We start from the raw sequence: 21,193 nt of genomic DNA on the forward strand, positions 1-21,193 counted from the left end.
TTTTCATTTCGCAGTCCAACACTAACCCAGACTGTAGTCGTTTAGCTTATTGAAAAGACTTCCTGAAGCATCCTGCCCGTCTACAGTCGTGGAGCACTGAGATTCAGGGGTATCCTGGTCTATTTTCTCAGTCACAAGAGCGAAGCGATTTACGGCTATATCGCTCGCGCCCTGGATGGAGACGTCGACAAGATCCAGCCAGTTGATCTCACGCGGGATGTCGGCGTTCGAATTCGGCCCAACTACGTGTATTGTGGCCGACCGATCGAGGCGACACACCTCCCCACCAAAATCGAACTCTCAGGGCCGAAGCGGCAGATTCCGGATCTCTACGACGCCTACGCTTTGTTTATCAGCGCGAAGGTCAAGGACGTCGTCGAAAGCTTCGAACCTGATGTCCATCAGTTCTTTCCGATCGAGTTTGTATGGGAGGATGGTAGCCATGCCGCCGACCGGTTCTGGTTCGTTCCCTGCAATCGCCTGGACACCGTCGATCGCGCCAAGACGACATTCGAATTTCGCAACCTCTGGTTCCTGGACGGCAGCAAGAAGGAACTGGTCTTCAACCGGTCGCAGATCGGCAGTCACCACGTCTGGATCGACAAGTTCATCGTAATGCCTACGCCGGCAATCAGCGAGGCATTGAAAGCGGCCCTGGATGCGGCCGGCATCACCGGCGCGCATTGTCAGCATTTTCCAGAGACGGACTGACTCAAAGGCGAGCCAGGGCCTGGCTTCAGGCCCCTTGCTCTTCACCTTTTGGCCCGGTCAGAGAAACAGATCGACCTTCTCGAAGGTAGTGACATCGACCAGCCCGACGTCGGAAATCCTGAGTTCCGGGATGACCACCAATGCCAGCAGCGAATGCTGCATGTAGGCGTTGTTGAGGCTGCAGCCCATGTCGCGCATCGCCTGGACCAGCTTGTCGGCCTTGGCCGCGACGATCTCGGCGCGCTCATCCGACATCAGGCCGGCGATCGGCATCTCGACCAGCGCAAGTTCCTTGCCTTCGGAGAACAGCACCACGCCGCCGCCGACCTGGCCGAGCCGGTTGGCGGCCAGCGCCATGTCGGTCTTGTTGGTGCCGACGACGATCATGTGGTGGCTGTCATGCGCGACCGTCGAGGCAAGCGCGCAGTCCTTCATGTAGCCGAAGCCAGAAACGAAAGCATTGGTCACCGCGCCGGTGGCGCGATGACGCTCGACAAGCGCGATCTGGCAGACGTCGTTGCGGCGGTCCATGGCGACCAGCCCGTCCTCGACGCCGAGATCGGCCTCCAGAGCGCGCGTCGGCGCCTGGTTCTCGATCACGCCGATCACCCGCACCCTGACCTCGTTTGCGCCTTCCGGTGCCTTGATGTCGAAATCGGCCGCCTTCAGCTTCTTGCCGAGCTTCACCGTCTGCTTGGCGTCGGCCGGGTAAGCATAGGCCGGAATGTCGATGTCGAGCTTGCCGGCCTTGGCCACCCGCACGCCGCGGGCATAGACCTCGTCGATCTTGAGTTCGGCCAGGTCGGAGACGATCAGAAGGTCGGCGAGCCTGCCCGGCGTGATCGAGCCGAGTTCGCGCTCGAGGCGGAAATGCTGGGCGGTGTTGATCGTCGCCATCTGTATCGCTGTCACCGGCTTCAGTCCTTGCTGGATGGCATGGCGGACGACGCGGTCCATATGCCCCTCATGAACCAGCGTGCCGGAATGGCTGTCGTCGGTGCACAAGATGAAGCTGCGCGGGTCGATGCCCTGCTCCGTCACCGCCTTGATCTGGCTTGCGACATCGTACCAGGCCGAGCCGAGTCGCAGCATGGCCTTCATGCCTTGGCGGACGCGCGCAATCGCGTCCTCGGCGCGCGTGCCTTCATGGTCGTCCTCCGGTCCGCCGGCGACATAGCCGTGGAACGGCAGGCCGAGGTCGCGCGAGGCATAATGCCCGCCCACCGTCTTGCCGGCCTTCACCGTTTCGGCGATCTCGCCCGACATGACAGGGTTGTTGGCGGCGACGCCGGGGAAATTCATCACCTCGCCGAGGCCGATGATGTTTTCCCAGGTCATCGCTTCGGCAACATCGGCAACCGTCAACGCGGCACCGGCATTCTCCAGCCCCGGTGCCGAGGGCACGCAGGACGGCATCTGCACATGCACGTTGATCGGCATGGCAAGTGCCTCGTCGTGCATCAGCCTGACGCCGGGCAGTCCGAGCACATTGGCGATCTCGTGCGGATCGATGAACATCGAGGTCGTGCCATGCGGGATGACCGCGCGGCAGAACTCGGTCACGGTCACCATGCCGCTCTCGACATGCATGTGCGCGTCGCACAGTCCCGGCACGAGATAGCGCCCACCGGCGTCGACCACCTTTGTGCCCTGGCCGATGGCGTGGCTGGCGTTAGGTCCGCAATAGGCGAAGCGCCCTGCAACGATGGCGACATCCGTGCCCGCAATGATCTCACCCGAATGCACATTCACCCAGCGGCCGTTGCGGATGACGAGATCGGCCGGCCGGCGGCCCATGGCGACATCGACCAGCACCGGTGCGGTCTCGGTCCAGGGACGAGGCTTGGCGAAGGTGGTCTTGTTGGGCATTGCTGGGATTCCTGACTGCTTTGACGCGACTGTAGCGAAAGCGGCGGAGGAAAACAGGGCCTTGGTTGTTTGGCCGCGCCCGCCCGCTATACTCCTCATGCCAAACAGGTCCGGTCCGCTTCGATGCCGCCATTTCTCAAAACACGCCGCTGGTTGTGGCCGGGGCTCGCTGCGGCGGCGCTGGCGGCGGCAATCGTGTTTTTCGGCGGTGCCTTCGCCAACCGGATCTATCTCGACGAGGCGGCGTCGCGTGGCCAGACCACACTACGGCTGGCGGTTGCGGCCCTCTCCGGCCAGATGAACCGCTTCGAGCCATTGCCCGAACTGATCGCCGACAACGACGACATCAAGGAACTGGTCAGCGACCCCGACAACCCGGTCCTGCGTGCGCGTGCCAATGAATACCTGAAAGAAATCAACGGACTGCTGAAGTCCTCTGACATCTATGTTCTGATCCCCGGCGGCGACACGATCGCGGCCTCCAACCACGACCTGCCGCTCAGCTTCGTCGGCGAGAATTTTTCCTACCGGCCCTACTACCAGGATGCCATTCGCGGCAATCTCGGCCGCTTCTTCGCGCTCGGCACCACCTCGCTCAAGCGCGGCTACTATTTTTCCTCGCCTGTCCGCATCGGCATGGAGATCCGCGGCGTTGTCGTCTTCAAGGTCGACATCGACGCCATCGAAGCGTCGTGGAAGGGCGGCGACCACGAGATCATCGTCACCGACCCCGAAGGCATCATCTTCATGAGCGGGCGGCCCGACTGGCTCTATGCCAGCCTCAACCCGCTGACCGCCGAACGGCTCGCCCGCACCGAAGCGTCGCGCCGCTATGCTGATGCCATGCTGCGCGAACTGCCGGTGACGAGAAGTGCCGCGGATGACGGCCAGCCATTGCTGCGCATCACGGAGGGCGGCAAGTCGCGCGAGTTCCTCGAACTGGCCGAGGAGATGCCCGAGGCACGCTGGACGGTGCGTGTGCTGGCGGACACCGCCTCCGCCCATGCGCAAGCGCTGACGGCCGTGGTCTCGGCGCTGCTGGCGCTCAGCCTTGCCGGCCTCGGTGGCGCCGTCATCCTGCAGCGCCGCGCCCGTCTCGCCGAGCGCATGCAGTTGCAGCGGAGTGCGCAGGTCGAACTGGAACGACGAGTCGAGGAGCGCACCGCCGACCTCGCCCAGGTCAACAGCCGGCTGGAGACCGAAGTCGCGGAGCGCCGCACCGCCGAACAGCAGCTCAGGCAGACGCAAGCCGACCTGATCCAGGCCGGCAAGCTCGCTGCCCTTGGCCAGATGTCGGCAGCGCTGTCGCACGAGTTCAACCAGCCGTTGGCAGCGGTAAAGACCTATGCCGACAACGCCGCCACGCTGATCGATCGCGCTCGCATCGACGAGGCGCGCGACAACGTCTCGCGCATTTCGAGCCTCGCCGACCGGATGGCCTCGATCAGCCGTCATCTCAGGAATTTCGCCCGCAAGCCCAACCAGAAGCTTGGCCCGGTGGCGCTCGACGAGGTGGTCCGCGACACCGGGGAGATCGTGGCATGGCGCCTCAAGGCCGCCGATGCGGCTTTGTCGGTCGACCTCGGGCCGGCGCCACTCACCGTCAAGGCAGGCTCGGTTCGGCTGCAGCAGGTGCTGGTCAACATCATCACCAATGCCGCCGACGTCGTCGAAGGCCTTGCCGACCGGCGCATCGAGCTTGCCGCGCAGCGCAAGGGCTCCAGGGTCACCATCACCATCCGCGACCACGGTCCGGGCGTGCCGGCGGCGATTGCCGAGCGCATCTTCGACCCGTTCTTCTCGACCAAGGGCGTGGGCAAGGGTCTCGGCCTGGGGCTTTCCATTTCCTACAACATAGTCAAAGACTTCGGCGGAACCCTTGCGGTTTTGAATCATCCTGAAGGGGGCGCCTTGTTCACCATCGAACTCGACGCGGCGCGCGCAGCGGTGCGCGAGGCGGCCGAATGAAACCGCCCATCGTGCTCCTTGTCGACGACGAAGACGAGTTGCGGCGCTCCACAGCCCAGTCGCTCGACCTTGCCGGCTTCACTGTCCAGGACGTCTCGTCGGCCGAACGTGCGCTCGACTTCATCACGCAAGGGTTCAACGGCGTCGTCATCACCGACGTGCGCATGCCCGCCATGGACGGCATGACGCTGATGGGCCGCATCCGCGAAATCGACGCCGACATCCCGGTGATCCTGGTCACCGGCCACGGCGACGTGCAGCTCGCCGTCCGCGCCATGCGCGAAGGCGCCTATGATTTTGTCGAAAAGCCCTTCGTCACCCAGCATCTCACCGAGATGGCGGCGCGTGCCATCGACCGGCGCAGCCTGGTGCTGGAAAACCGCGAGCTGCGCGCCGTCGCCGGCAAGCGCGACGACATCGAAGCGCGCCTGCCGGGACGCAGCCAGGCGATGGTCGACCTGCGCTACAGGCTTCGCGCCATTGCCGCGACCGACGCCGACGTCCTGCTCATCGGCGACACCGGCACCGGCAAGGAGGTGGCGGCGCGCGCGCTGCACGACATCAGCGGCCGCGCGACAAAGCCGTTCGTCGCCATCAATTGCGCCGCCCTGCCTGAAACGCTGATCGAGAGCGAGTTGTTCGGCCACGAGGCCGGCGCCTTTGCCGGTGCCCTGCGCCCCCGCTTCGGCAAGTTCGAGCATGCGCGCGGCGGCACGGTGCTGCTCGACGAGATCGGCTCGATGCCGGCCGACCTCCAGGTCAAGCTGCTGCGCGTCATCCAGGAGCGCGTCATCACCCGCCTCGGCTCCAACGAGCCGATCGCGCTCGATGTCCGCTTCATCGCCACTAGCAAGGTCGACCTCGACGCCGAAGTCGCTGCCGGGCGTTTCCGCGCCGACCTGCTGTACCGGCTCAATGTCGTGACGCTGCGCATGCCCGCCTTGTCGTCGCGGCGCGAGGACGTGCCGCTGCTGTTCCTGCAATTGGCCCGCGAGGCGGCGGCGCGCTACCGCCGCGACGACGTCGACGTGCCGCCCCGGGCCATCGCCGAAGTCGCCCGCCGCGACTGGCCGGGCAATGTGCGCGAACTGCGCAACGCCGCCGACCGCTTCGTGCTGGGGCTCGGGCTGCAACTGCCCGACGCCCCGACCGAGGCCAATGGCAGCGGCGACCGCCTTGCCGACCGTGTCGCCGACTTCGAGAAGAACGCGATTTCAGCCGCCCTAACCGCCCATGGCGGCAGCCTCAAGCCCGTCTACGAGCAGCTCGGAATCTCGCGCAAGACGCTCTACGAGAAGATGCAGCGCTACGGGCTCGACAAGAATCGCCTGGGTGCGGTGGACGGTGCAGATGACTGACCGCCACGCCAATGTGTGGAAACGCACACACGCCAGCAAGGCGATGTTACCTTTTCCACCCATTCGCCCCGTGTTCGATGATTTTTACCGGCCTGAGGCCACGGCAAGCATTGCAGTGCGCCCGCGCCAGCGGTCCTAATCGCCCATCCACCGCCGGCGCAGGGAGGCACCAGGCGCGGGTGGAACCACAGACCAGAATATCCCGGGAGGATTTCATGAAGAGACTGCTCGCCTCGCTCACGGCCGCCGCAACGCTTGCCGTGTTCCCGCTCGCCGCCAATGCGCAGACTTATCCCGAGCGCACCATCACCGTCGTTGTGCCGTTCTCGGCCGGCGGCCCGACCGACACGGTCACGCGCCTCGTCGCCGAATCGATGTCCAAGGATCTCGGCCAGCAGGTCATCGTCGAAAACGTCGGCGGTGCCGGCGGCACGCTCGGTGCCGGCCGCGTCGCTTCCGCCGATCCGGACGGCTACACACTGCTGCTCCACCACATCGGCATGGCCACCAGCGCCACGCTCTACCGCAAGCTCGCCTATGACACGCTCAACGCCTTCGAATATGTCGGCCTGGTCACCGAAGTGCCGATGACCATCGTCGCCAAGAAGGACCTTGCGCCGACCGACCTCAAGGGCCTCGTCGAATACGCCAAGGCCAACAAGGACACGGTGACGGTCGCCAATGCCGGCATCGGCGCTGCTTCGCATCTGTGCGGCATGCTGTTCATGAGCGCCATCGGCACGCCGCTGGTCACCGTTCCCTACAAGGGCACCGGCCCTGCCATGACCGACCTGCTCGGCGGCCAGGTCGACATTATGTGCGACCAGACCACCAACACCACCAAGCAGATCCAGGGCGGCACCATCAAGGCCTACGCCGTGACCTCGCCAGCGCGCCTCGACGTCCTGAAGGACGTTCCGACCACCAAGGAAGGCGGCCTCGACGGCATGGAAGTCGGCATCTGGCACGGCCTCTACGCCCCCAAGGGAACCCCGGCTGAGGTGACCGAGCGCCTGTCCAAGTCGCTGCAGGCGGCACTCAAGGACCCCAACGTCGTTGCCCGCTTCGCCGAACTCGGCACAGTGCCGTCGCCGGAAGCCGACGCCACGCCGGCAGCGCTGAAGGCCAAGCTCGAAGGCGAGATCGCGCGCTGGAAGCCGATCATCGAGGCTGCCGGCCAGTTCGCCGACTAAGCCTGAGCAACTCGGCCTAGGGGTTGGCCTAGCCAGCCCCCTCACCGGCCTCCGCTCGGCCACCCTCTCCCCGACGGGGAGAGGAGATCGGCAATGCCTCAGCCTTCCTATTCTCCCAGCGGGGAGAAGGTGGCCCGCAGGGCCGGATGAGGGGCGGCGCCAGGTGAACCCCAAGAGGGAATCCATGAACAAGCTTTCCATCGATCCCACCAACGGCGCCTGCGGAGCGATCTTCGTCGCCACCGGCGCCTTCTTCGCCATCCAGTCGCTGGGTCTCGACCTCGGCACCACCTTCCGCATGGGACCGGGCTATTTCCCCCTCGTCCTGGCCAGCGTGCTGATCGTGCTCGGCCTCGTCGTCATCGTCCAGGCAACCCGCGTCGCCGGCGAGCCGATCGGCCCGATCGCCTGGCGTGGCATGGCCTTCATCCTGCCGGCGCCGATCTTCTTCGGCCTCACCGTGCGCGGACTCGGCTTCGTGCCGTCGATCTTCGTGACCTGCCTGATCGCCGCCTTCGCCTCGACGCGCATGAAACCGCTCGCCGCCGTCGTCCTCGCCGCCGGGGTCACCCTGTTCTCGGTCGTCGTGTTCAGCTACGCGCTCGGCCTGCCGTTCCAGCGCTTCGGCCCCTGGCTGCCGTTCTGAGGGGGAAAAGATGGAACTCTTCGACAATCTCGCGCTCGGTTTCTCGACCGCCTCGACGCTCGCCAATCTCGGCTTTTGCCTGATCGGCGTTCTGCTCGGCACGCTCATCGGTGTGCTCCCCGGCATCGGCGCTACCGCCACCATCGCCATGCTGTTGCCGATCACCTTCCAGATCGGCGATCCGGTCTCGTCGCTGATCATGCTCGCCGGCATCTATTACGGCGCGCAGTATGGTGGCTCGACCACCGCCATCCTGATCAACATGCCGGGCGAATCCTCGTCCGCCGTCACCGCTATCGACGGCTACCAGATGGCGCGCAAGGGCCGCGCCGGAGCGGCACTCGCCATCGCCGCCATCGGCTCGTTCTTCGCCGGTACGGTCTCGACCTTCCTGGTCGCGATCTTCGCCCCGCCGCTGACGGCTATCGCCTTGCAGTTCGGCGCGGCCGAATATTTCTCGCTGATGGTCGTCGGCCTCGTCTCGTCGATCGCACTTGCCCATGGCTCGGTCATCAAGGCGCTGGCCATGGTGGTTCTGGGCCTGCTGCTCGGCCTCGTCGGCACCGACATCTACACCGGCACGCCACGCTTCACCCTGGGTATCCGCGAATATGCCGACGGGCTCAACTTCGTTGCGGTCGCGGTAGGCGTGTTCGGCGTCGCCGAAATCCTGCGCAACCTCGAAAGCGAAAAGACCCGCGAAGTGCTGATGGCCAAGGTTTCGGGGCTGATGCCGACGCGCCAGGATTTCCGCGAGATGGCAGCCCCCATTCTGCGCGGCACAGCCATCGGCTCGGCGCTCGGCATCCTGCCAGGCGGCGGCGCCATCCTCGCGGCCTTCGCCTCCTACACGGTGGAAAAGCGCGTTTCCAAGCACCCCGAAGAGTTCGGCAAGGGTGCTGTAGCCGGCGTCGCCGGTCCGGAATCGGCCAACAATGCCGGCGCGCAGACCTCGTTCATCCCGATGCTGACGCTCGGCATTCCGGCCAACCCTGTCATGGCGCTGATGATCGGCGCGATGATCATCCAGGGCATCGTGCCCGGCCCCAATGTCGCGACCGAACAGCCGGCCTTGTTCTGGGGCATCATCGCCTCGATGTGGATCGGCAATTTGATGCTGATCGTGCTCAACCTGCCGCTGATCGGGCTGTGGGTGAAGCTCTTGACCGTGCCCTACTACGTGCTGTTCCCGATCATCATGGCGTTCTGCGCCATCGGCGTCTACAGCGTCAACTCCAACGTCTTCGACCTCTATGCCGTCGCCTTCTTCGGCCTGATCGGCTACGCGCTGGTCAAGCTGCGCTGCGAACCAGCGCCGCTGCTGCTCGGCTTCGTGCTCGGGCCGCTGCTGGAGGAAAACCTGCGCCGCGCCATGATCCTGTCGCGCGGCGATCCGACCACCTTCGTCACCCGCCCGATCAGCGCGCTGCTGCTTGGATTGGCTGCCTGCGTGCTGATCGTCGTGCTGTTGCCGGCGGTGCGCAAGAAGCGCGACGAGGTTTTTGTCGAAGAGGAATAGACAGGCCAGAACTTCTACGAACACGGCAACGGGCGGAATTTCCGCCCGTTGGCATTTTCGGCGGGGCCGATCGAAATTCCGCCTTCGTGGCTCAAACGGTTGTTCACGCAATTGGCCGCGCCTCCCCGCCCCTCAGCCGTCAAATCATGTATGGAGAACCAAAGCCGCCGACTCGCGCGCGGCCGTGAAAATGGCGGATCCTCATCATGGCAATCAAATTCACCGAAAAGGCGACCAGCGCCGCGGCAAAGCCTGTGGCTGCCAAGGCAGTGTCAGCAGCGCCCGCTGTTACGCAGGAAGCGGCGAAAGCCGCGACTGAAGCTACCAAGAAACCCGCCAGGAAAACGGCCCGTAAGGCGCCGAAACCAGATGCGGCGACGCAATCCCCATTGCTTGATTTCAGCGAGACGAAGTAGCGGCAGGCAGTTGCAGGGGCTTGCAATATCGCCCGGCTGCCTTGCCGGCTGCGCGCAATTGGACAACTCGGGTGGACAGTTGAACTGACGCCAATGCAGTGGCTATCTGGCTGATGTGGCCTTTGAGCCGCAAGCTGCAGAAAATTCGACCTTACAGATGTTTTGGTATTTCTAACCCGAACGGGTGATGTTGCTGCTTGGCGACACCAACATCGACTTGAATTGCCTGCATGTGCACGGACTATTATTTCCACCTCTAATCTGCGTATTACCTCGGACGGTTTTGGGGACAGGGCATTGAAACAGATTCTGCTTGTATCGGCTGTATATTTCGCGTTCGCCGGCGCCGCGCTTGCCGCTGACGCGGTTGTGACAGAGCCAACGTCTGATCTCGCTCCGGCCGGGTTCTGGGCCGGCGGATATGTTGGCCTTCATGTTGGCTACGGTCGCGGCAACGGCAATGCGGTTGATCTCGACGACAGCTTCTTTGATGAGAGCATTGGCCAGACCCATGACGTCGACACCGAGGGTTTTGTCGGCGGCGTTCAGGCCGGCCACAATTGGCAAACCGGCTCGTTCGTCTATGGCCTGGAGGCGGATATCGGCTATTTGGGTTTGGATGGTGTCAACGAAATTCTCGACGAACCCGACAATTACGGTTCCGCGAAACTGGGCCTTTACGGTGATTTGACCGCCCGGCTGGGCTTTGCAGCTGATCGACTGCTGATTTATGTCAAGGGTGGTGTCGCGGCCACACGTTACGACGTTACTTTCGGCGACCTCCACAACATCAACGGCACTCTGGACGGAAACAGTAGTGAATCTCGAAGCGGCGGTCGCGTCGGCTACACGATCGGTGGTGGCGTCGAATTGGCCCTGTCCGAAAAATGGACCACTAAGCTTGAGTACCAGTATTTCGACTTTGGCACTGTTGGCTTGACCGACATTCAGGGTGACAAGGCCGAAGTCGACATCGACGCCCACACGATAAAGGTCGGGCTGAATTACCGATTCTGATCGCCCTCAAGCCCCGGCCTCGTGTCGGGGCTTTTTGTTTCCGGCTAGGCATCCAGCGCCAATCTCCGGCGAACGGCTCGGCGAAGGAAACCGAACACGATTTGCACGATGGATTTTTCGACCTGCACAACGCCAGTTGACGAAATCGCCTAACTAGTTGAAACGACAAGCAAGCGGACGTGGCGGAACTGGTAGACGCAAGGGACTTAAAATCCCTCAGCCTCGGCTATGCGGGTTCGACCCCCGCCGTCCGCACCAGGCAAGAATCCCCCGTTCCTGATGCCAGAACAGCGGCAACCGTGCGTTCGCGGCGCCGGCGGCAAGCTTTTCGTGACATAATTGCCACTCCCGCGTGCTTTCGTAGCGTCAATACCACACCGGAAAATTGCAGAATATTTCACACTGAAATACAACTTCACCGGGTGGGGTGAGTGGGGAGTTGCGTATGCAGTACAATTGGGAACGCGCGCCATACTTTTGGGAAAAGCATCGTAACGCCTGTTTCGGCCTTTGCGCGGCCATCTGCGGCGCCTGGGTGATACTGGCTATCGTGCCGCTCTGACAGCAAAAGTCGCCGGACGGAGCCACCGGCCGCGAAGCGTCATGCAACCAAATGCGGTCGTCAACGTTTGAGCCGGCATGGCCGCCTCGACATCCTTTGCGCGCCCGGTCATCGTTGAACTCGGCCGCGCCGGAAACTACCGCCGCATCGCAAGTGCGGGCGACGCCGCCGAATGCCTGGCGACGACCTGGCCGCTGAGCCGCGGCCCTCGTCACCGCAACGCCGTCCAGACATGCCTGAAGGTGCTCGAGGGGCAACGCCCTTCCGAGGATGCGCGGCGCGCCTTCGTCGAGGCAGCGATGGAAGCCGAGGTGCCGATAGCGGCATCGTCATCCAGCGAGGAAAAATAATGGCAAAGCTCGTCTATGAAGTCGTCCAGCACGACGGTGGCTGGGCCTACAAGGTCGGCGACACCTTCTCCGAGACCTTCCCCACGCACGAACACGCCCTTCGCGCCGCAGAGACGGCGGCGGCAGAGCAGCGTGTCTCCGGCTCTACCGACGGCATCCAGTACGAGGACAAGGAAGGCCGTTGGCATGACGAACTCGCCAAGGGCGACGACAGGCCCGATACCGAGGTTTCCGACTAGCGGCCATCGCCCCGGCGCGAACAGGATCGCCGGACGAGCAGTTCCCGCCTCTACCTGGCCGCCTTGTCGACCGGTTGGGCAAATGTCTTTGCCGCAATGCGCCGGACCAGCTCTGCGACCCGCTTCGGCTCGACGAATTGCGGCATATGCCCCATGCCCTCGACCAGATCGAGTTCCAGGTCTTTGATCCTGTCGGCCAGAGGCTCGCCATGCAGTCGGTAGTCGAGCACACGGTCGGCGGTGCCGAACATCATCCCTACCGGCAGCTTCAGTTCCTCGTACCTGGCCTCGACCGCGCCAAGATCGCTCTCGATCGCCACCATGTCGGCCGATGTCGCGTAGAAATGGCTCGGCCGCAGTCCGGCGAAACCGCCGCCTGCCGTACCGTAGTCCTTTGGCGCTTCCTGCGGCGAAAACAGGAAGGCCAGGGTCTGCGGCGCATATTTCAGGCTGGTCGGTATCGCCACCGTCTCGGCCATCAGGCGGCGGCGTAGCGGCGACTTGATATAGAGCGACCTGAATTCGGGCCGCAACTCGTCCTCCAGATGCGTCAGCGGCGACAGCAGCACCAAACCGGAAACCGCCTCCGGGTGGTTTTCCGCCAGCGCCAGCGCCACGGCGCCGCCGAGCGAATGACCGACGACCAGCGGCCGCTCCAGCCCGAGTTCGGCGATGAAGCGCGCGATCAGATCTGCCTGTTCGGTCAGGCTGCCCGAAAACCCGGGCGGACGCGTGGAATAGCCCGAGCCGGGCCGGTCGAGCGCGATCAGCCGGAAATCGGCAAGTTCCGGAAACAGCGGGTGGCGGAAATGGTGCAGTTGCGCGCCGAGACCGTGGACGAACAGGATCGGACGGCCCTCGCCCTGCTCGACATAGTGGATGCGATGCCGGCCAAGTGCTGCAAACTTGCCGATTGCAGGCACTGCGCGTGCGGCCTGGGTCGAGATCTTGCGCGTCGCCAGCACGAAATAGCCGCCGACGAGAACCACGGCCAGGAAGATGATGCTGGCGATCCAGCCAAAAATCGTTGTCGCGGTCGCCATCGAACCTCCTGCAGGCAATGCCCGCAACTTAGCGGCACGAGACGCAGGCTCAAGCCCGTGACATGCAAAACGGGCGGCCTTGCGACCGCCCGTTCACTAAAATCATAGCAATTCGAAGCTGTTATGCAACTTCCTTGACAGCGTTCGAGCCCTTGCCGTGCAGGCGGATGGCGATCTCGGCCACGCGCTTGCCCTGGAAGTGGGCGCCTTCGAGTTCCTGCGCCGAAGGCTGGCGCGAGCCGTCGCCGTCGGAGGTGGTGGTCATGCCGTAAGGCGCGCCGCCGCGAACCACGTCGTTGCCCATCTGGCCCTGGTAGGCATAGGACAGCGGCACAATGACCATGCCGTGGTGCTGCAGGTGGATCTGCGCGTTGATCAGCGCGAGCTCGGCGCCGCCGTGCTGGGTCGCGGTCGAAACCATCACCGAACCGACCTTGTCGAGCAGTGCGCCCTTTGCCCAGAGCGGGCCGGTCTGGTCGAGGAAGTTCTTCATCTGCGAAGCCATGGTGCCGTAACGGGTGGCCGTGCCGATGATGATGCCGTCATAGTCGGCCAGTTCGAGCGGATCGGCGATCTGCGCTTCCTGGTCGAGCTTGTAATAGGCAGCCTTGGCGACAGCCTCGGGAACCAGCTCGGGAACGCGCTTGATGGTCACGTCGGCACCGGCTGCTCGGGCGCCTTCGGCAGCGGCCTTGGCCATCTGCTCCATGTGACCCCAGCTCGAATAGTAGAGAACAAGAATCTTAGCCATTTCAAACTCCAGCGGGGGGAAAATCTCGCGACACCATCTTGGGTTGGCGTCTAGGGAGAGATGTAATGCAAAGCCCGTTCAATGAAAGCAGGCCAATACGTGACGCATCGTTCACAAAACGGCGACTATTGCTCGCCTGCCCCGGCGGCTGTATCTGACCTTGGTCTAAAAGGAGCTCCTGAAATGGCCGACATCGTCACCGCAGCTATGGTCGTCATCGGCGACGAGATTCTGTCCGGCCGCACCAAGGACAAGAACATCGGCCACCTCGCCGACATGATAACGGCCTCAGGCATCGACCTCAGGGAAGTGCGCATCGTGCCCGACGACGAGGACGAGATCGTCGCCGCCGTCAACGCCGTGCGCGCGCGTTACGACTATGTCTTCACGACAGGCGGCATCGGCCCGACGCATGACGACATCACCGCCGACTCGATCTCCAAGGCCTTTGGCGTGCCGTGCGAATACGAGCCGCGCGCCTATGCCATGCTGGAGGCCAACTATGCCACGCGCGGCCTGGAATTCTCCGAAGCACGCAAGCGCATGGCGCGCATGCCGCGCGGCTCCGGGCTGATCGAAAACCCGGTCTCGGTGGCGCCGGGCTTCCGCATCGGCAACGTCCATGTCATGGCCGGCGTGCCGTCGATCTTCCAGGCCATGCTCGACAACGTCATGCCGACGCTGAAGACCGGCGCCAAGCTTCTGTCGACCACGGTCCAGTGTCCCTATGGCGAAGGCACCATCGGCGGCCCGCTCGGCGAGATCCAGAAGGCGCACCCCGACACCATCATCGGTTCCTACCCGAAATATCTCGACGGCAAGTTCTGGACCGAGCTCGTCGTCCGCTCGCGCTCGCAAGAAGCGATGGCTCGCGCCCGCGATGCGATCGAGGTAATGCTTGAGGGCATAACAAAAGCCGCCTGAACGACTTGATGCCAAACACTTGATCCCAAACACTTGATCCAGGTCACATGGGAACAAGTACGGGCATGATAGTGTTTCTTTGCTGAGCAGATTTCTGTCCGTGCAAAGGAGGGTGCCATGCCGTTCAAGACAATCGTTGCCATCATCCAGAGCGAGCGCGACGCCGCCCGCGTTCTCGATGTGGCCATCCCGTTTGCCGACCGGCATGAAAGCCATCTGATCGGCGTTCATGCCGAAGCGCTGGCGATGCCCTACACCACGGCCGTCGGCTTTCCCGACACCGAGTTCATCCAGGCCAATTCCGATCTCTGCAAGGAGCGCGCCGAAAAGGTACAGAAGGCGTTCCTCGCCCGCATCGAGACCGCCGGCGTGTCGTTCGAATGGCGCAGCTTCGAGAGCTTTTCCGGCGACAGCGCCCTTTCGGGGGTCGAAAGCGCGCGTTGCGCCGACCTCGTCATCGTTTCGCAGGGATCGCAAGAGGCCAAGGACTCGATTGCCGCCGACGTCGACTCCTTGATCTACGAGGCCGGCCGCCCGGTGCTGGTGGTGCCGCATGCGGCACCGTTGATCTCGACCTTCCGCCGCGTCCTGGTCGCCTGGAACGGCAGCCGCGAAGCCGCCCGCGCCGCCTTCGATGCCCTGCCCTTCATCCTCGAGGCCGACCAGACCGAAATCCTGGTCATCGACCCCATCGAGACGGCAGCCCAGAGCGCCGACGCCGCCGGCGCCGAGATCGCCTCTGCCTTTGCCCGCCACGGCGCCAAGGTATCGGTCAGCGTCGAGGCGTCGCGCGGCCACACCGTCGATGCCGTCATCCACAACAAGGTGGTTGAAACAGGCGCCGACCTGCTGGTGATGGGCGCCTACAGCCATTCCTGGCTGCGCGAGTTCCTGTTCGGCGGCGTCACGCGCAGCGTCCTGCAGGCCGGCGACACCGCGATCCTGCTGTCGCGGTAAGATTACCGCACAACTGTGCAGCCCCGCCCTTGCCAAGAGCGGGGCTTTCCGGCTAATTCCGCCTGCATTCCCCTATTTTCGCGCCATCTGGCGCGCCGAGCCGGAGTGCGCGTCGAATGTCCCTTCCCGAAAAAGCCTTTCCCGTATCCTGGGATCAGTTCCACCGCGATGCGCGTGCGCTCGCCTGGCGTCTCGCCGGCGTCAATCCGCAGTGGAAGGCGATCGTCTGCATCACTCGCGGCGGCCTGGTGCCTGCCGCCATCATTTCGCGCGAACTCGGCATCCGCCTGATCGAGACGATCTGCATCGCCTCCTATCACGACTACACCTCGCAGGGTCAGTTGCAGGTGCTGAAGGAGATCACGCCGTCGCTGCTCGAGGGCGAAGGCGAAAACGTACTGATCGTCGACGACCTGACCGACACTGGCAAGACCGCAGCCATCGTGCGCGCCATGATGCCGAAGGCGCATTTCGCCACGGTCTATGCCAAGCCCAAGGGCCGCCCGCTGGTCGACACCTTCGTCACCGAGGTGTCGCAGGACACCTGGATCTATTTCCCCTGGGATCTCGGCTTCACATACCAAAAGCCGATCGCGGAAGATCACATGGGCTGATTGCAGCGCCCTCCAGCTCAACCCGACCTGTTCGACGCCCGGCCTTTGCGCCGGGCGTTTTCATTATCAATCTATTTACTTTTGTTACGGAGGATTAACCGTACAATTCGTAATACGGCAACTGAGTCTGCTTCTGGGTAGGACTGCCGATGCTGATGAAGCCTGTCTATCACAGCCACCTCGTCGAGCGCATACGCCGGCTGTTCGGCGCTCCCGCCTGCAGGCTGCAGGTCGCCGCCCTGCCCTGGCAGCGCACCGCCTCCGGCGCCATCGAGATCATGCTGATCACCAGCCGCGACACCGGGCGCTGGGTCCTGCCCAAGGGCTGGCCGGAAGAATCCGAACGGCTGTGCGAGACCGCCGCTCGCGAGGCGAGCGAAGAAGCCGGCCTGAGCGGCTCCGTCGATACCCACGAGGCGGGCCGCTATTTCTACTCCAAGGAACTGGCAAGCGGCGAACAGGTCGCCTGCGAGGTGCTGGTCTATCCGCTCGAAGTGCGCAAGGTCGCCGAGAAGTGGAAGGAGCGGCGCCAGCGCACGCGCAAGTGGGTGTCGCCAGCCGAGGCCGCGCGCATGGTCAACGAACCTGACCTTTGCCGGCTGATCTCGTCCTTCGGCGCAGCCCACGGAAAAGTCGCCGCCTGAGGCGCGAGACGCCGCCAAGCGGGTATCTTGCCGGCTTCGTTCACGGAGCCGGTTCTCCCCGTTATCCACACAAGTGACACACAAGATGTTGGGGTCACAAAATCTGCATAAACGACTTCTTGACGTTACCCCCCGAGTCGCTTTTTATGACTCAAGCGCGCTTGTTGAGTGCGTGACCGGAAAGTTCAGAGCCCGGTCCTTTCTCCAGATCTAGTGAGTTGCCGCTCGCATTTGCACCCGCACAGGCGGGGTGCCGTCGCGCGTGGTTTCGGTGTGTCCGAGGGGTTGACGGGTAAAAATTGGGGACTGGCAGAAATCTTCTGTTAACACTATATTTAGTGTTTGCAGGCAGCCTGGACGCTAGATAGTGTGAGTTCTCCCTCAGCGAGGGAATCGCAACAAAGTTTCAGTTTCAAGGACCCGAAGTGGTCCGCAGGCTGACGGGAAGGCGCTCCGCAAGGAGGATTTCCGGTCTGGCGGCGGCTTCTTCGGCAATGGTGACCGGTCGTTCGGGCGGCCGGCAAGATCGGCATTGCGTCTTTCGTTTCAGCAATGGGAGATTTCCCGCGAAAGACGCTATATATAGACAAAAGGAAATCGACCGATGCGCATCGAGCGGCGTTTCACCAAGGATGGACAATCGGCATATGCGGAGATCGAGTTCCGCAAGGCGCTCTCCGAGATCAAGAATCCGGACGGCTCGGTGGTCTTCCGGCTCGACAACATCGATGTGCCGGCGCAGTTCTCCCAGGTCGCGGCCGACATCCTGGCGCAGAAGTATTTCCGCAAGGCCGGCGTGCCCGCCCGTCTGAAGAAGGTCGAGGAGAACGACGTCCCCTCCTTCCTGTGGCGTTCGGTTCCCGACGAGGCCGAACTTGCCAAGCTGCCCGAAAACGAACGCTACGGCTCCGAGATCGACGCCCGCCAGGTCTTCGACCGTCTCGCCGGCACCTGGACCTACTGGGGCTGGAAGGGCGGCTACTTCAAGAGCGAAGACGACGCCCGCGCCTTCAAGGACGAGCTGTCCTACATGCTCGCCACCCAGCGCGTGGCGCCGAACTCGCCGCAGTGGTTCAACACCGGCCTGCATTGGGCCTATGGCATCGACGGTCCTGGCCAGGGCCACTTCTATGTCGACCCCTTCACCGGCAAGCTGACCAAGTCGAAGTCGGCCTACGAGCACCCGCAGCCACATGCCTGCTTCATCCAGTCGGTCGCCGACGACCTCGTCAACGAGGGCGGAATCATGGACCTGTGGGTACGTGAGGCGCGCCTGTTCAAATACGGCTCGGGCACCGGCTCGAACTTCAGCCACCTGCGCGGCGAAGGTGAAAAGCTGTCCGGCGGCGGCCGTTCGTCCGGCCTGATGAGCTTCCTCAAGATCGGCGACCGCGCTGCGGGCGCCATCAAGTCGGGCGGCACCACCCGCCGTGCGGCCAAGATGGTGGTGGTCGACGCCGACCATCCCGATATCGAGGCCTATATCGACTGGAAGGTGAAGGAAGAGCAGAAGGTGGCGGCGCTGGTCACCGGTTCCAAGATCGTGCGCCAGCACCTCAGCAAGATCATGGCCGCCTGCGTCAACTGCGAAGGCCAGGATGACGACTGCTTCGACCCGGCCGTCAACACCGCGCTCAAGCGCGAGATCAAGGCCGCCAAGAAGAACGCGGTGCCGGAGAACTACATCTACCGCGTCATCCAGTTCGCCAAGCAGGGCTACAGCTCGATCGAGTTCAAGACCTACGACACCGACTGGGATTCGGAGGCCTACCTCACCGTTTCGGGCCAGAACTCGAACAATTCGGTCTCGCTCAAGGACGACTTCCTGCGCGCTGTCGAGGGCGACGGCGAATGGCACCTGACCGCCCGCAAGGACGGCAAGGTGCTCAAGACGCTCAAGGCGCGCGATCTGTGGGAAAAGATCGGCTACGCAGCCTGGGCCTCGGCCGATCCGGGCCTGCACTTCAACACCACGATGAACGACTGGCACACCTGCGCTTCCGCGGGCGCCATCCGTGCGTCGAACCCGTGCTCGGAATACATGTTCCTCGACGACACGGCCTGCAACCTCGCCTCGATCAATCTGCTGCCCTATCGCAACACCGACGGCACCATCGACATCGCGGCCTACGAGCACACCGTGCGCCTGTGGACCGTGGTCCTCGAAATCTCGGTCATGATGGCGCAGTTCCCGTCCAAGGAAATCGCCAAGCTCTCCTACGAGTACCGCACGCTCGGCCTCGGCTATGCCAATATCGGCGGCCTGCTGATGACCTCGGGCATTCCCTATGACTCCGACGAGGGCCGCGCCATCGGCGGCGCGCTGACGGCGATCATGACCGGCGTGGCTTACGCCACCTCAGCCGAGATGGCCTCCGAACTCGGCGCCTTCCCCGACTATGACCGCAACGCCGCCAACATGCTGCGCGTCATGCGCAACCATCGCCGCGCCGCCTATGGCGACAAGGACGGCTACGAGAAGCTGTCGGTGCATCCGGTGCCGCTGGTCGCTTCCGACCTCAAGCAGCAGGAACTGGTGACCCATGCCCGCGCCGCCTGGGACCGCGCCATCGAGCTCGGCGAGGAGCACGGCTACCGCAACGCCCAGGCAACCGTGATCGCGCCCACCGGCACGATCGGCTTGGTCATGGATTGCGACACCACCGGCATCGAACCCGACTTCGCGCTGGTCAAGTTCAAGAAGCTCGCCGGCGGCGGCTACTTCAAGATCATCAACCGTGCGGTGCCCGAGGCGCTGCGTACCCTCGGCTATAGCGAAGCCCAGATCGCCGAGATCGAGGCCTATGCCGTCGGCCACGGCAACCTCAACCAGGCGCCCGGCATCAACCCCGGTTCGCTGCGCTCCAAGGGTTTCAGCGACGAGAAGATCGAGGCGCTCAACGCCGCTCTCAAGAGCGCCTTCGACATCAAGTTCGTCTTCAACAAGTGGACGCTGGGCGAGGACTTCTGCAAGGACGTGCTCGGCCTGACCGAGGCGCAGCTCAACGACTTCTCGTTCGAGATGCTGCCGGCGCTCGGCTTTTCCAAGCGCGACATCGAAGCCGCCAACATCCATGTCTGCGGTGCAATGACGCTGGAAGGCGCGCCGTTCCTCAAGGACGAGCATCTGCCCGTGTTCGACTGCGCCAATCCCTGCGGCAAGATCGGCAAGCGCTATCTTAGCGTCGAGAGCCACATCCGCATGATGGCGGCGGCCCAGCCCTTCATCTCGGGCGCCATCTCCAAGACCATCAACATGCCCAACGAGGCGACGGTCGAGGACTGCAAGAGCGCCTACATGCTGTCGTGGAAGCTGGCGCTCAAGGCCAACGCGCTCTACCGCGACGGCTCCAAGCTGTCGCAGCCGCTGAACGCCTCGCTGATTGCCGACGAGGACGAGGACGAGGACGATGCCGTCGAGGCGCTGATCGCGGCACCTGCCGCCGCCAAGGCGGTGCAGGTCACCGAAAAGATCGTCGAGCGCGTCATCGAGCGGCTCTACCGCGAGCGGGAAAAGCTGCCGAACCGCCGCAAGGGCTACACCCAGAAGGCCGTCGTCGGCGGCCACAAGGTCTACCTGCGCACCGGCGAGTTCGACGACGGCCGCCTCGGCGAGATCTTCATCGACATGCACAAGGAAGGCGCTGCCTTCCGCGCGATGATGAACAATTTCGCCATCTCGATCTCGCTCGGCCTGCAGTACGGCGTGCCGCTCGACGAATATGTCGAGGCCTTCACCTTCACCAAGTTCGAGCCGGCCGGCATGGTCGTCGGCAACGACGCCATCAAGAACGCCACCTCGATCCTCGACTACGTCTTCCGCGAACTCGCCGTCAGCTATCTCGGCCGCCACGACCTTGCTCATGTCGACCAGTCGGATTTCGACAAGACGGCGCTCGGCAAAGGCATCACCGAAGGCAAGGCCCTGCCCTTTTCCAAGGGCCTGACCCGCGGCGCCTCCCCGCTCAAGGTCGTCTCCGGTGTCGCCGGCAACGACCCCAAGGGCTCGGCGGCTACCGCAAGCCCGGCGCGCGTGACACCTGTGACCGCCTTCTCCGGCTCCAACGTGCTGGCGCTCGCCCCCAAGGCCGCGATCTCGGCGGAGGAATCCACCGCCTACAAGCGCGACTACGAGGAGCGGGCCAAGGAACTGGTCGAAGAAGTCACGACCGAGGAGACCGTTGAGGAAACATCGGTCACGACGTCGCTGTTCACCGACGCCGCAGCCCAGGAAGCAGCGGAGGCCAAGAAACTCGCCGCCGACCGCCGCGCCAAGTCGATGCTGCAGGGCTACACCGGCAATTCCTGCTCGGAATGCCAGAACTTCACCATGGTGCGTAACGGCACCTGCGAGAAGTGCGACACCTGCGGCGCGACGTCAGGGTGCAGCTGAGGCGTGGTCCCACTGGTAA

The 21,193-nt window shown here is 63.6% G+C and carries 18 protein-coding genes and 1 tRNA gene; 16 read left to right on the plus strand and 3 right to left on the minus strand.

Annotated features, from left to right (window positions below; translation table 11 throughout):
- Positions 1 to 246 precede the first annotated feature (246 nt).
- The gene (locus CO731_RS19105) at positions 247 to 711 is read left to right on the plus strand and encodes a DUF1629 domain-containing protein (protein ID WP_108608365.1); all 465 of its coding nucleotides are present in this window, start codon (positions 247 to 249) and stop codon (positions 709 to 711) included.
- A gap of 57 nt (positions 712 to 768) precedes the next feature.
- On the opposite strand, the gene ade is transcribed toward CO731_RS19105, so the two are convergent.
- On the minus strand, positions 769 to 2,580 hold the full coding sequence (gene ade / locus CO731_RS19110; protein WP_108608366.1) for an adenine deaminase: 1,812 nt from the start codon (positions 2,578 to 2,580) through the stop codon (positions 769 to 771).
- Between the two features lie 123 nt (positions 2,581 to 2,703).
- Between ade and CO731_RS19115 the strand changes: the two genes are divergently transcribed.
- The 10 genes from CO731_RS19115 to CO731_RS19160 all read left to right on the plus strand — a co-directional run bounded on the left by CO731_RS19115 (position 2,704) and on the right by CO731_RS19160 (position 11,848).
- Positions 2,704 to 4,548 (plus strand): sensor histidine kinase, encoded by a 1,845-nt coding sequence (locus CO731_RS19115; RefSeq protein WP_108608367.1) that lies wholly within the window; start codon positions 2,704 to 2,706, stop codon positions 4,546 to 4,548.
- Entirely contained in the window at positions 4,545 to 5,906 is a 1,362-nt protein-coding gene (locus tag CO731_RS19120; RefSeq protein ID WP_108608368.1) for a sigma-54 dependent transcriptional regulator, read from the plus strand. Before CO731_RS19115 ends, CO731_RS19120 begins: the two co-directional genes overlap by 4 nt.
- A gap of 215 nt (positions 5,907 to 6,121) precedes the next feature.
- A complete protein-coding gene (locus CO731_RS19125) occupies positions 6,122 to 7,099 on the plus strand; it encodes a tripartite tricarboxylate transporter substrate-binding protein (RefSeq protein ID WP_108608369.1) in 978 nt (325 codons plus the stop codon).
- Positions 7,100 to 7,283: 184 nt separating this feature from the next.
- Positions 7,284 to 7,745, plus strand: coding sequence for a tripartite tricarboxylate transporter TctB family protein (locus CO731_RS19130; RefSeq protein ID WP_108608370.1), 462 nt, complete (start codon positions 7,284 to 7,286; stop codon positions 7,743 to 7,745).
- Between the two features lie 10 nt (positions 7,746 to 7,755).
- Positions 7,756 to 9,264: a tripartite tricarboxylate transporter permease gene (locus CO731_RS19135; RefSeq protein ID WP_108608371.1), complete on the plus strand. Its 1,509-nt coding sequence runs from the start codon at positions 7,756 to 7,758 to the stop codon at positions 9,262 to 9,264.
- A 206-nt stretch (positions 9,265 to 9,470) separates the two neighbouring features.
- The gene (locus CO731_RS19140) at positions 9,471 to 9,680 is read left to right on the plus strand and encodes a hypothetical protein (protein ID WP_108608372.1); all 210 of its coding nucleotides are present in this window, start codon (positions 9,471 to 9,473) and stop codon (positions 9,678 to 9,680) included.
- Positions 9,681 to 9,977: 297 nt separating this feature from the next.
- On the plus strand, positions 9,978 to 10,697 hold the full coding sequence (locus CO731_RS19145) for an outer membrane protein (RefSeq protein WP_159091662.1): 720 nt from the start codon (positions 9,978 to 9,980) through the stop codon (positions 10,695 to 10,697).
- Between the two features lie 173 nt (positions 10,698 to 10,870).
- A tRNA-Leu gene (locus CO731_RS19150) sits at positions 10,871 to 10,955 on the plus strand.
- A 381-nt stretch (positions 10,956 to 11,336) separates the two neighbouring features.
- Positions 11,337 to 11,609 carry a DUF982 domain-containing protein gene (locus tag CO731_RS19155; protein ID WP_108608374.1) on the plus strand — a complete coding sequence of 91 codons (273 nt, stop codon included), beginning with the start codon at positions 11,337 to 11,339 and terminating at the stop codon, positions 11,607 to 11,609.
- Positions 11,609 to 11,848 carry a DUF2188 domain-containing protein gene (locus CO731_RS19160; RefSeq protein ID WP_108608375.1) on the plus strand — a complete coding sequence of 80 codons (240 nt, stop codon included), beginning with the start codon at positions 11,609 to 11,611 and terminating at the stop codon, positions 11,846 to 11,848. The genes CO731_RS19155 and CO731_RS19160 overlap by 1 nt, the downstream gene beginning before the upstream one ends.
- 50 nt (positions 11,849 to 11,898) lie before the next feature.
- Here the strand turns inward: CO731_RS19160 and CO731_RS19165 are convergent, their stop codons facing one another.
- Positions 11,899 to 12,891, minus strand: coding sequence for an alpha/beta fold hydrolase (locus CO731_RS19165; RefSeq protein ID WP_108608376.1), 993 nt, complete (start codon positions 12,889 to 12,891; stop codon positions 11,899 to 11,901).
- Between the two features lie 121 nt (positions 12,892 to 13,012).
- Positions 13,013 to 13,642 (minus strand): NAD(P)H:quinone oxidoreductase, encoded by a 630-nt coding sequence (gene wrbA / locus CO731_RS19170; protein ID WP_108608377.1) that lies wholly within the window; start codon positions 13,640 to 13,642, stop codon positions 13,013 to 13,015.
- A 183-nt stretch (positions 13,643 to 13,825) separates the two neighbouring features.
- On the opposite strand from wrbA, the gene CO731_RS19175 reads away from it, so the two are divergent.
- The 5 genes from CO731_RS19175 (at position 13,826) to CO731_RS19195 (ending at position 21,174) form a co-directional block, all read left to right on the plus strand.
- Positions 13,826 to 14,566 (plus strand): competence/damage-inducible protein A, encoded by a 741-nt coding sequence (locus tag CO731_RS19175; protein ID WP_108608378.1) that lies wholly within the window; start codon positions 13,826 to 13,828, stop codon positions 14,564 to 14,566.
- 117 nt (positions 14,567 to 14,683) lie between these two features.
- Entirely contained in the window at positions 14,684 to 15,523 is an 840-nt protein-coding gene (locus CO731_RS19180; protein ID WP_108608379.1) for a universal stress protein, read from the plus strand.
- A 116-nt stretch (positions 15,524 to 15,639) separates the two neighbouring features.
- A complete protein-coding gene (gene gpt / locus CO731_RS19185; RefSeq protein WP_055970685.1) occupies positions 15,640 to 16,137 on the plus strand; it encodes a xanthine phosphoribosyltransferase in 498 nt (165 codons plus the stop codon).
- Between the two features lie 149 nt (positions 16,138 to 16,286).
- On the plus strand, positions 16,287 to 16,781 hold the full coding sequence (locus tag CO731_RS19190; protein WP_108608380.1) for an NUDIX hydrolase: 495 nt from the start codon (positions 16,287 to 16,289) through the stop codon (positions 16,779 to 16,781).
- 604 nt (positions 16,782 to 17,385) lie between these two features.
- On the plus strand, positions 17,386 to 21,174 hold the full coding sequence (locus CO731_RS19195) for a vitamin B12-dependent ribonucleotide reductase (protein WP_108608381.1): 3,789 nt from the start codon (positions 17,386 to 17,388) through the stop codon (positions 21,172 to 21,174).
- Positions 21,175 to 21,193 lie beyond the last annotated feature (19 nt).

Source organism: Aminobacter sp. MSH1 (genome assembly GCF_003071665.1).
Taxonomy (GTDB): Bacteria; Pseudomonadota; Alphaproteobacteria; order Rhizobiales; family Rhizobiaceae; genus Aminobacter; species Aminobacter niigataensis.

Coding starts and splice junctions, on each gene's coding strand:
- CO731_RS19125 (WP_108608369.1), top strand. CDS start 6,122: ATGAAGAGACTGCTCGCCTCGCTCACGGCCGCCGCAACGCTTGCCGTG.
- CO731_RS19180 (WP_108608379.1), top strand. CDS start 14,684: ATGCCGTTCAAGACAATCGTTGCCATCATCCAGAGCGAGCGCGACGCC.
- CO731_RS19175 (WP_108608378.1), top strand. CDS start 13,826: ATGGCCGACATCGTCACCGCAGCTATGGTCGTCATCGGCGACGAGATT.
- CO731_RS19165 (WP_108608376.1), bottom strand. CDS start 12,891: ATGGCGACCGCGACAACGATTTTTGGCTGGATCGCCAGCATCATCTTC.
- ade (WP_108608366.1), bottom strand. CDS start 2,580: ATGCCCAACAAGACCACCTTCGCCAAGCCTCGTCCCTGGACCGAGACC.
- CO731_RS19135 (WP_108608371.1), top strand. CDS start 7,756: ATGGAACTCTTCGACAATCTCGCGCTCGGTTTCTCGACCGCCTCGACG.
- CO731_RS19115 (WP_108608367.1), top strand. CDS start 2,704: ATGCCGCCATTTCTCAAAACACGCCGCTGGTTGTGGCCGGGGCTCGCT.
- CO731_RS19120 (WP_108608368.1), top strand. CDS start 4,545: ATGAAACCGCCCATCGTGCTCCTTGTCGACGACGAAGACGAGTTGCGG.
- wrbA (WP_108608377.1), bottom strand. CDS start 13,642: ATGGCTAAGATTCTTGTTCTCTACTATTCGAGCTGGGGTCACATGGAG.
- gpt (WP_055970685.1), top strand. CDS start 15,640: ATGTCCCTTCCCGAAAAAGCCTTTCCCGTATCCTGGGATCAGTTCCAC.
- CO731_RS19195 (WP_108608381.1), top strand. CDS start 17,386: ATGCGCATCGAGCGGCGTTTCACCAAGGATGGACAATCGGCATATGCG.
- CO731_RS19160 (WP_108608375.1), top strand. CDS start 11,609: ATGGCAAAGCTCGTCTATGAAGTCGTCCAGCACGACGGTGGCTGGGCC.
- CO731_RS19190 (WP_108608380.1), top strand. CDS start 16,287: ATGCTGATGAAGCCTGTCTATCACAGCCACCTCGTCGAGCGCATACGC.
- CO731_RS19140 (WP_108608372.1), top strand. CDS start 9,471: ATGGCAATCAAATTCACCGAAAAGGCGACCAGCGCCGCGGCAAAGCCT.
- CO731_RS19155 (WP_108608374.1), top strand. CDS start 11,337: ATGGCCGCCTCGACATCCTTTGCGCGCCCGGTCATCGTTGAACTCGGC.
- CO731_RS19130 (WP_108608370.1), top strand. CDS start 7,284: ATGAACAAGCTTTCCATCGATCCCACCAACGGCGCCTGCGGAGCGATC.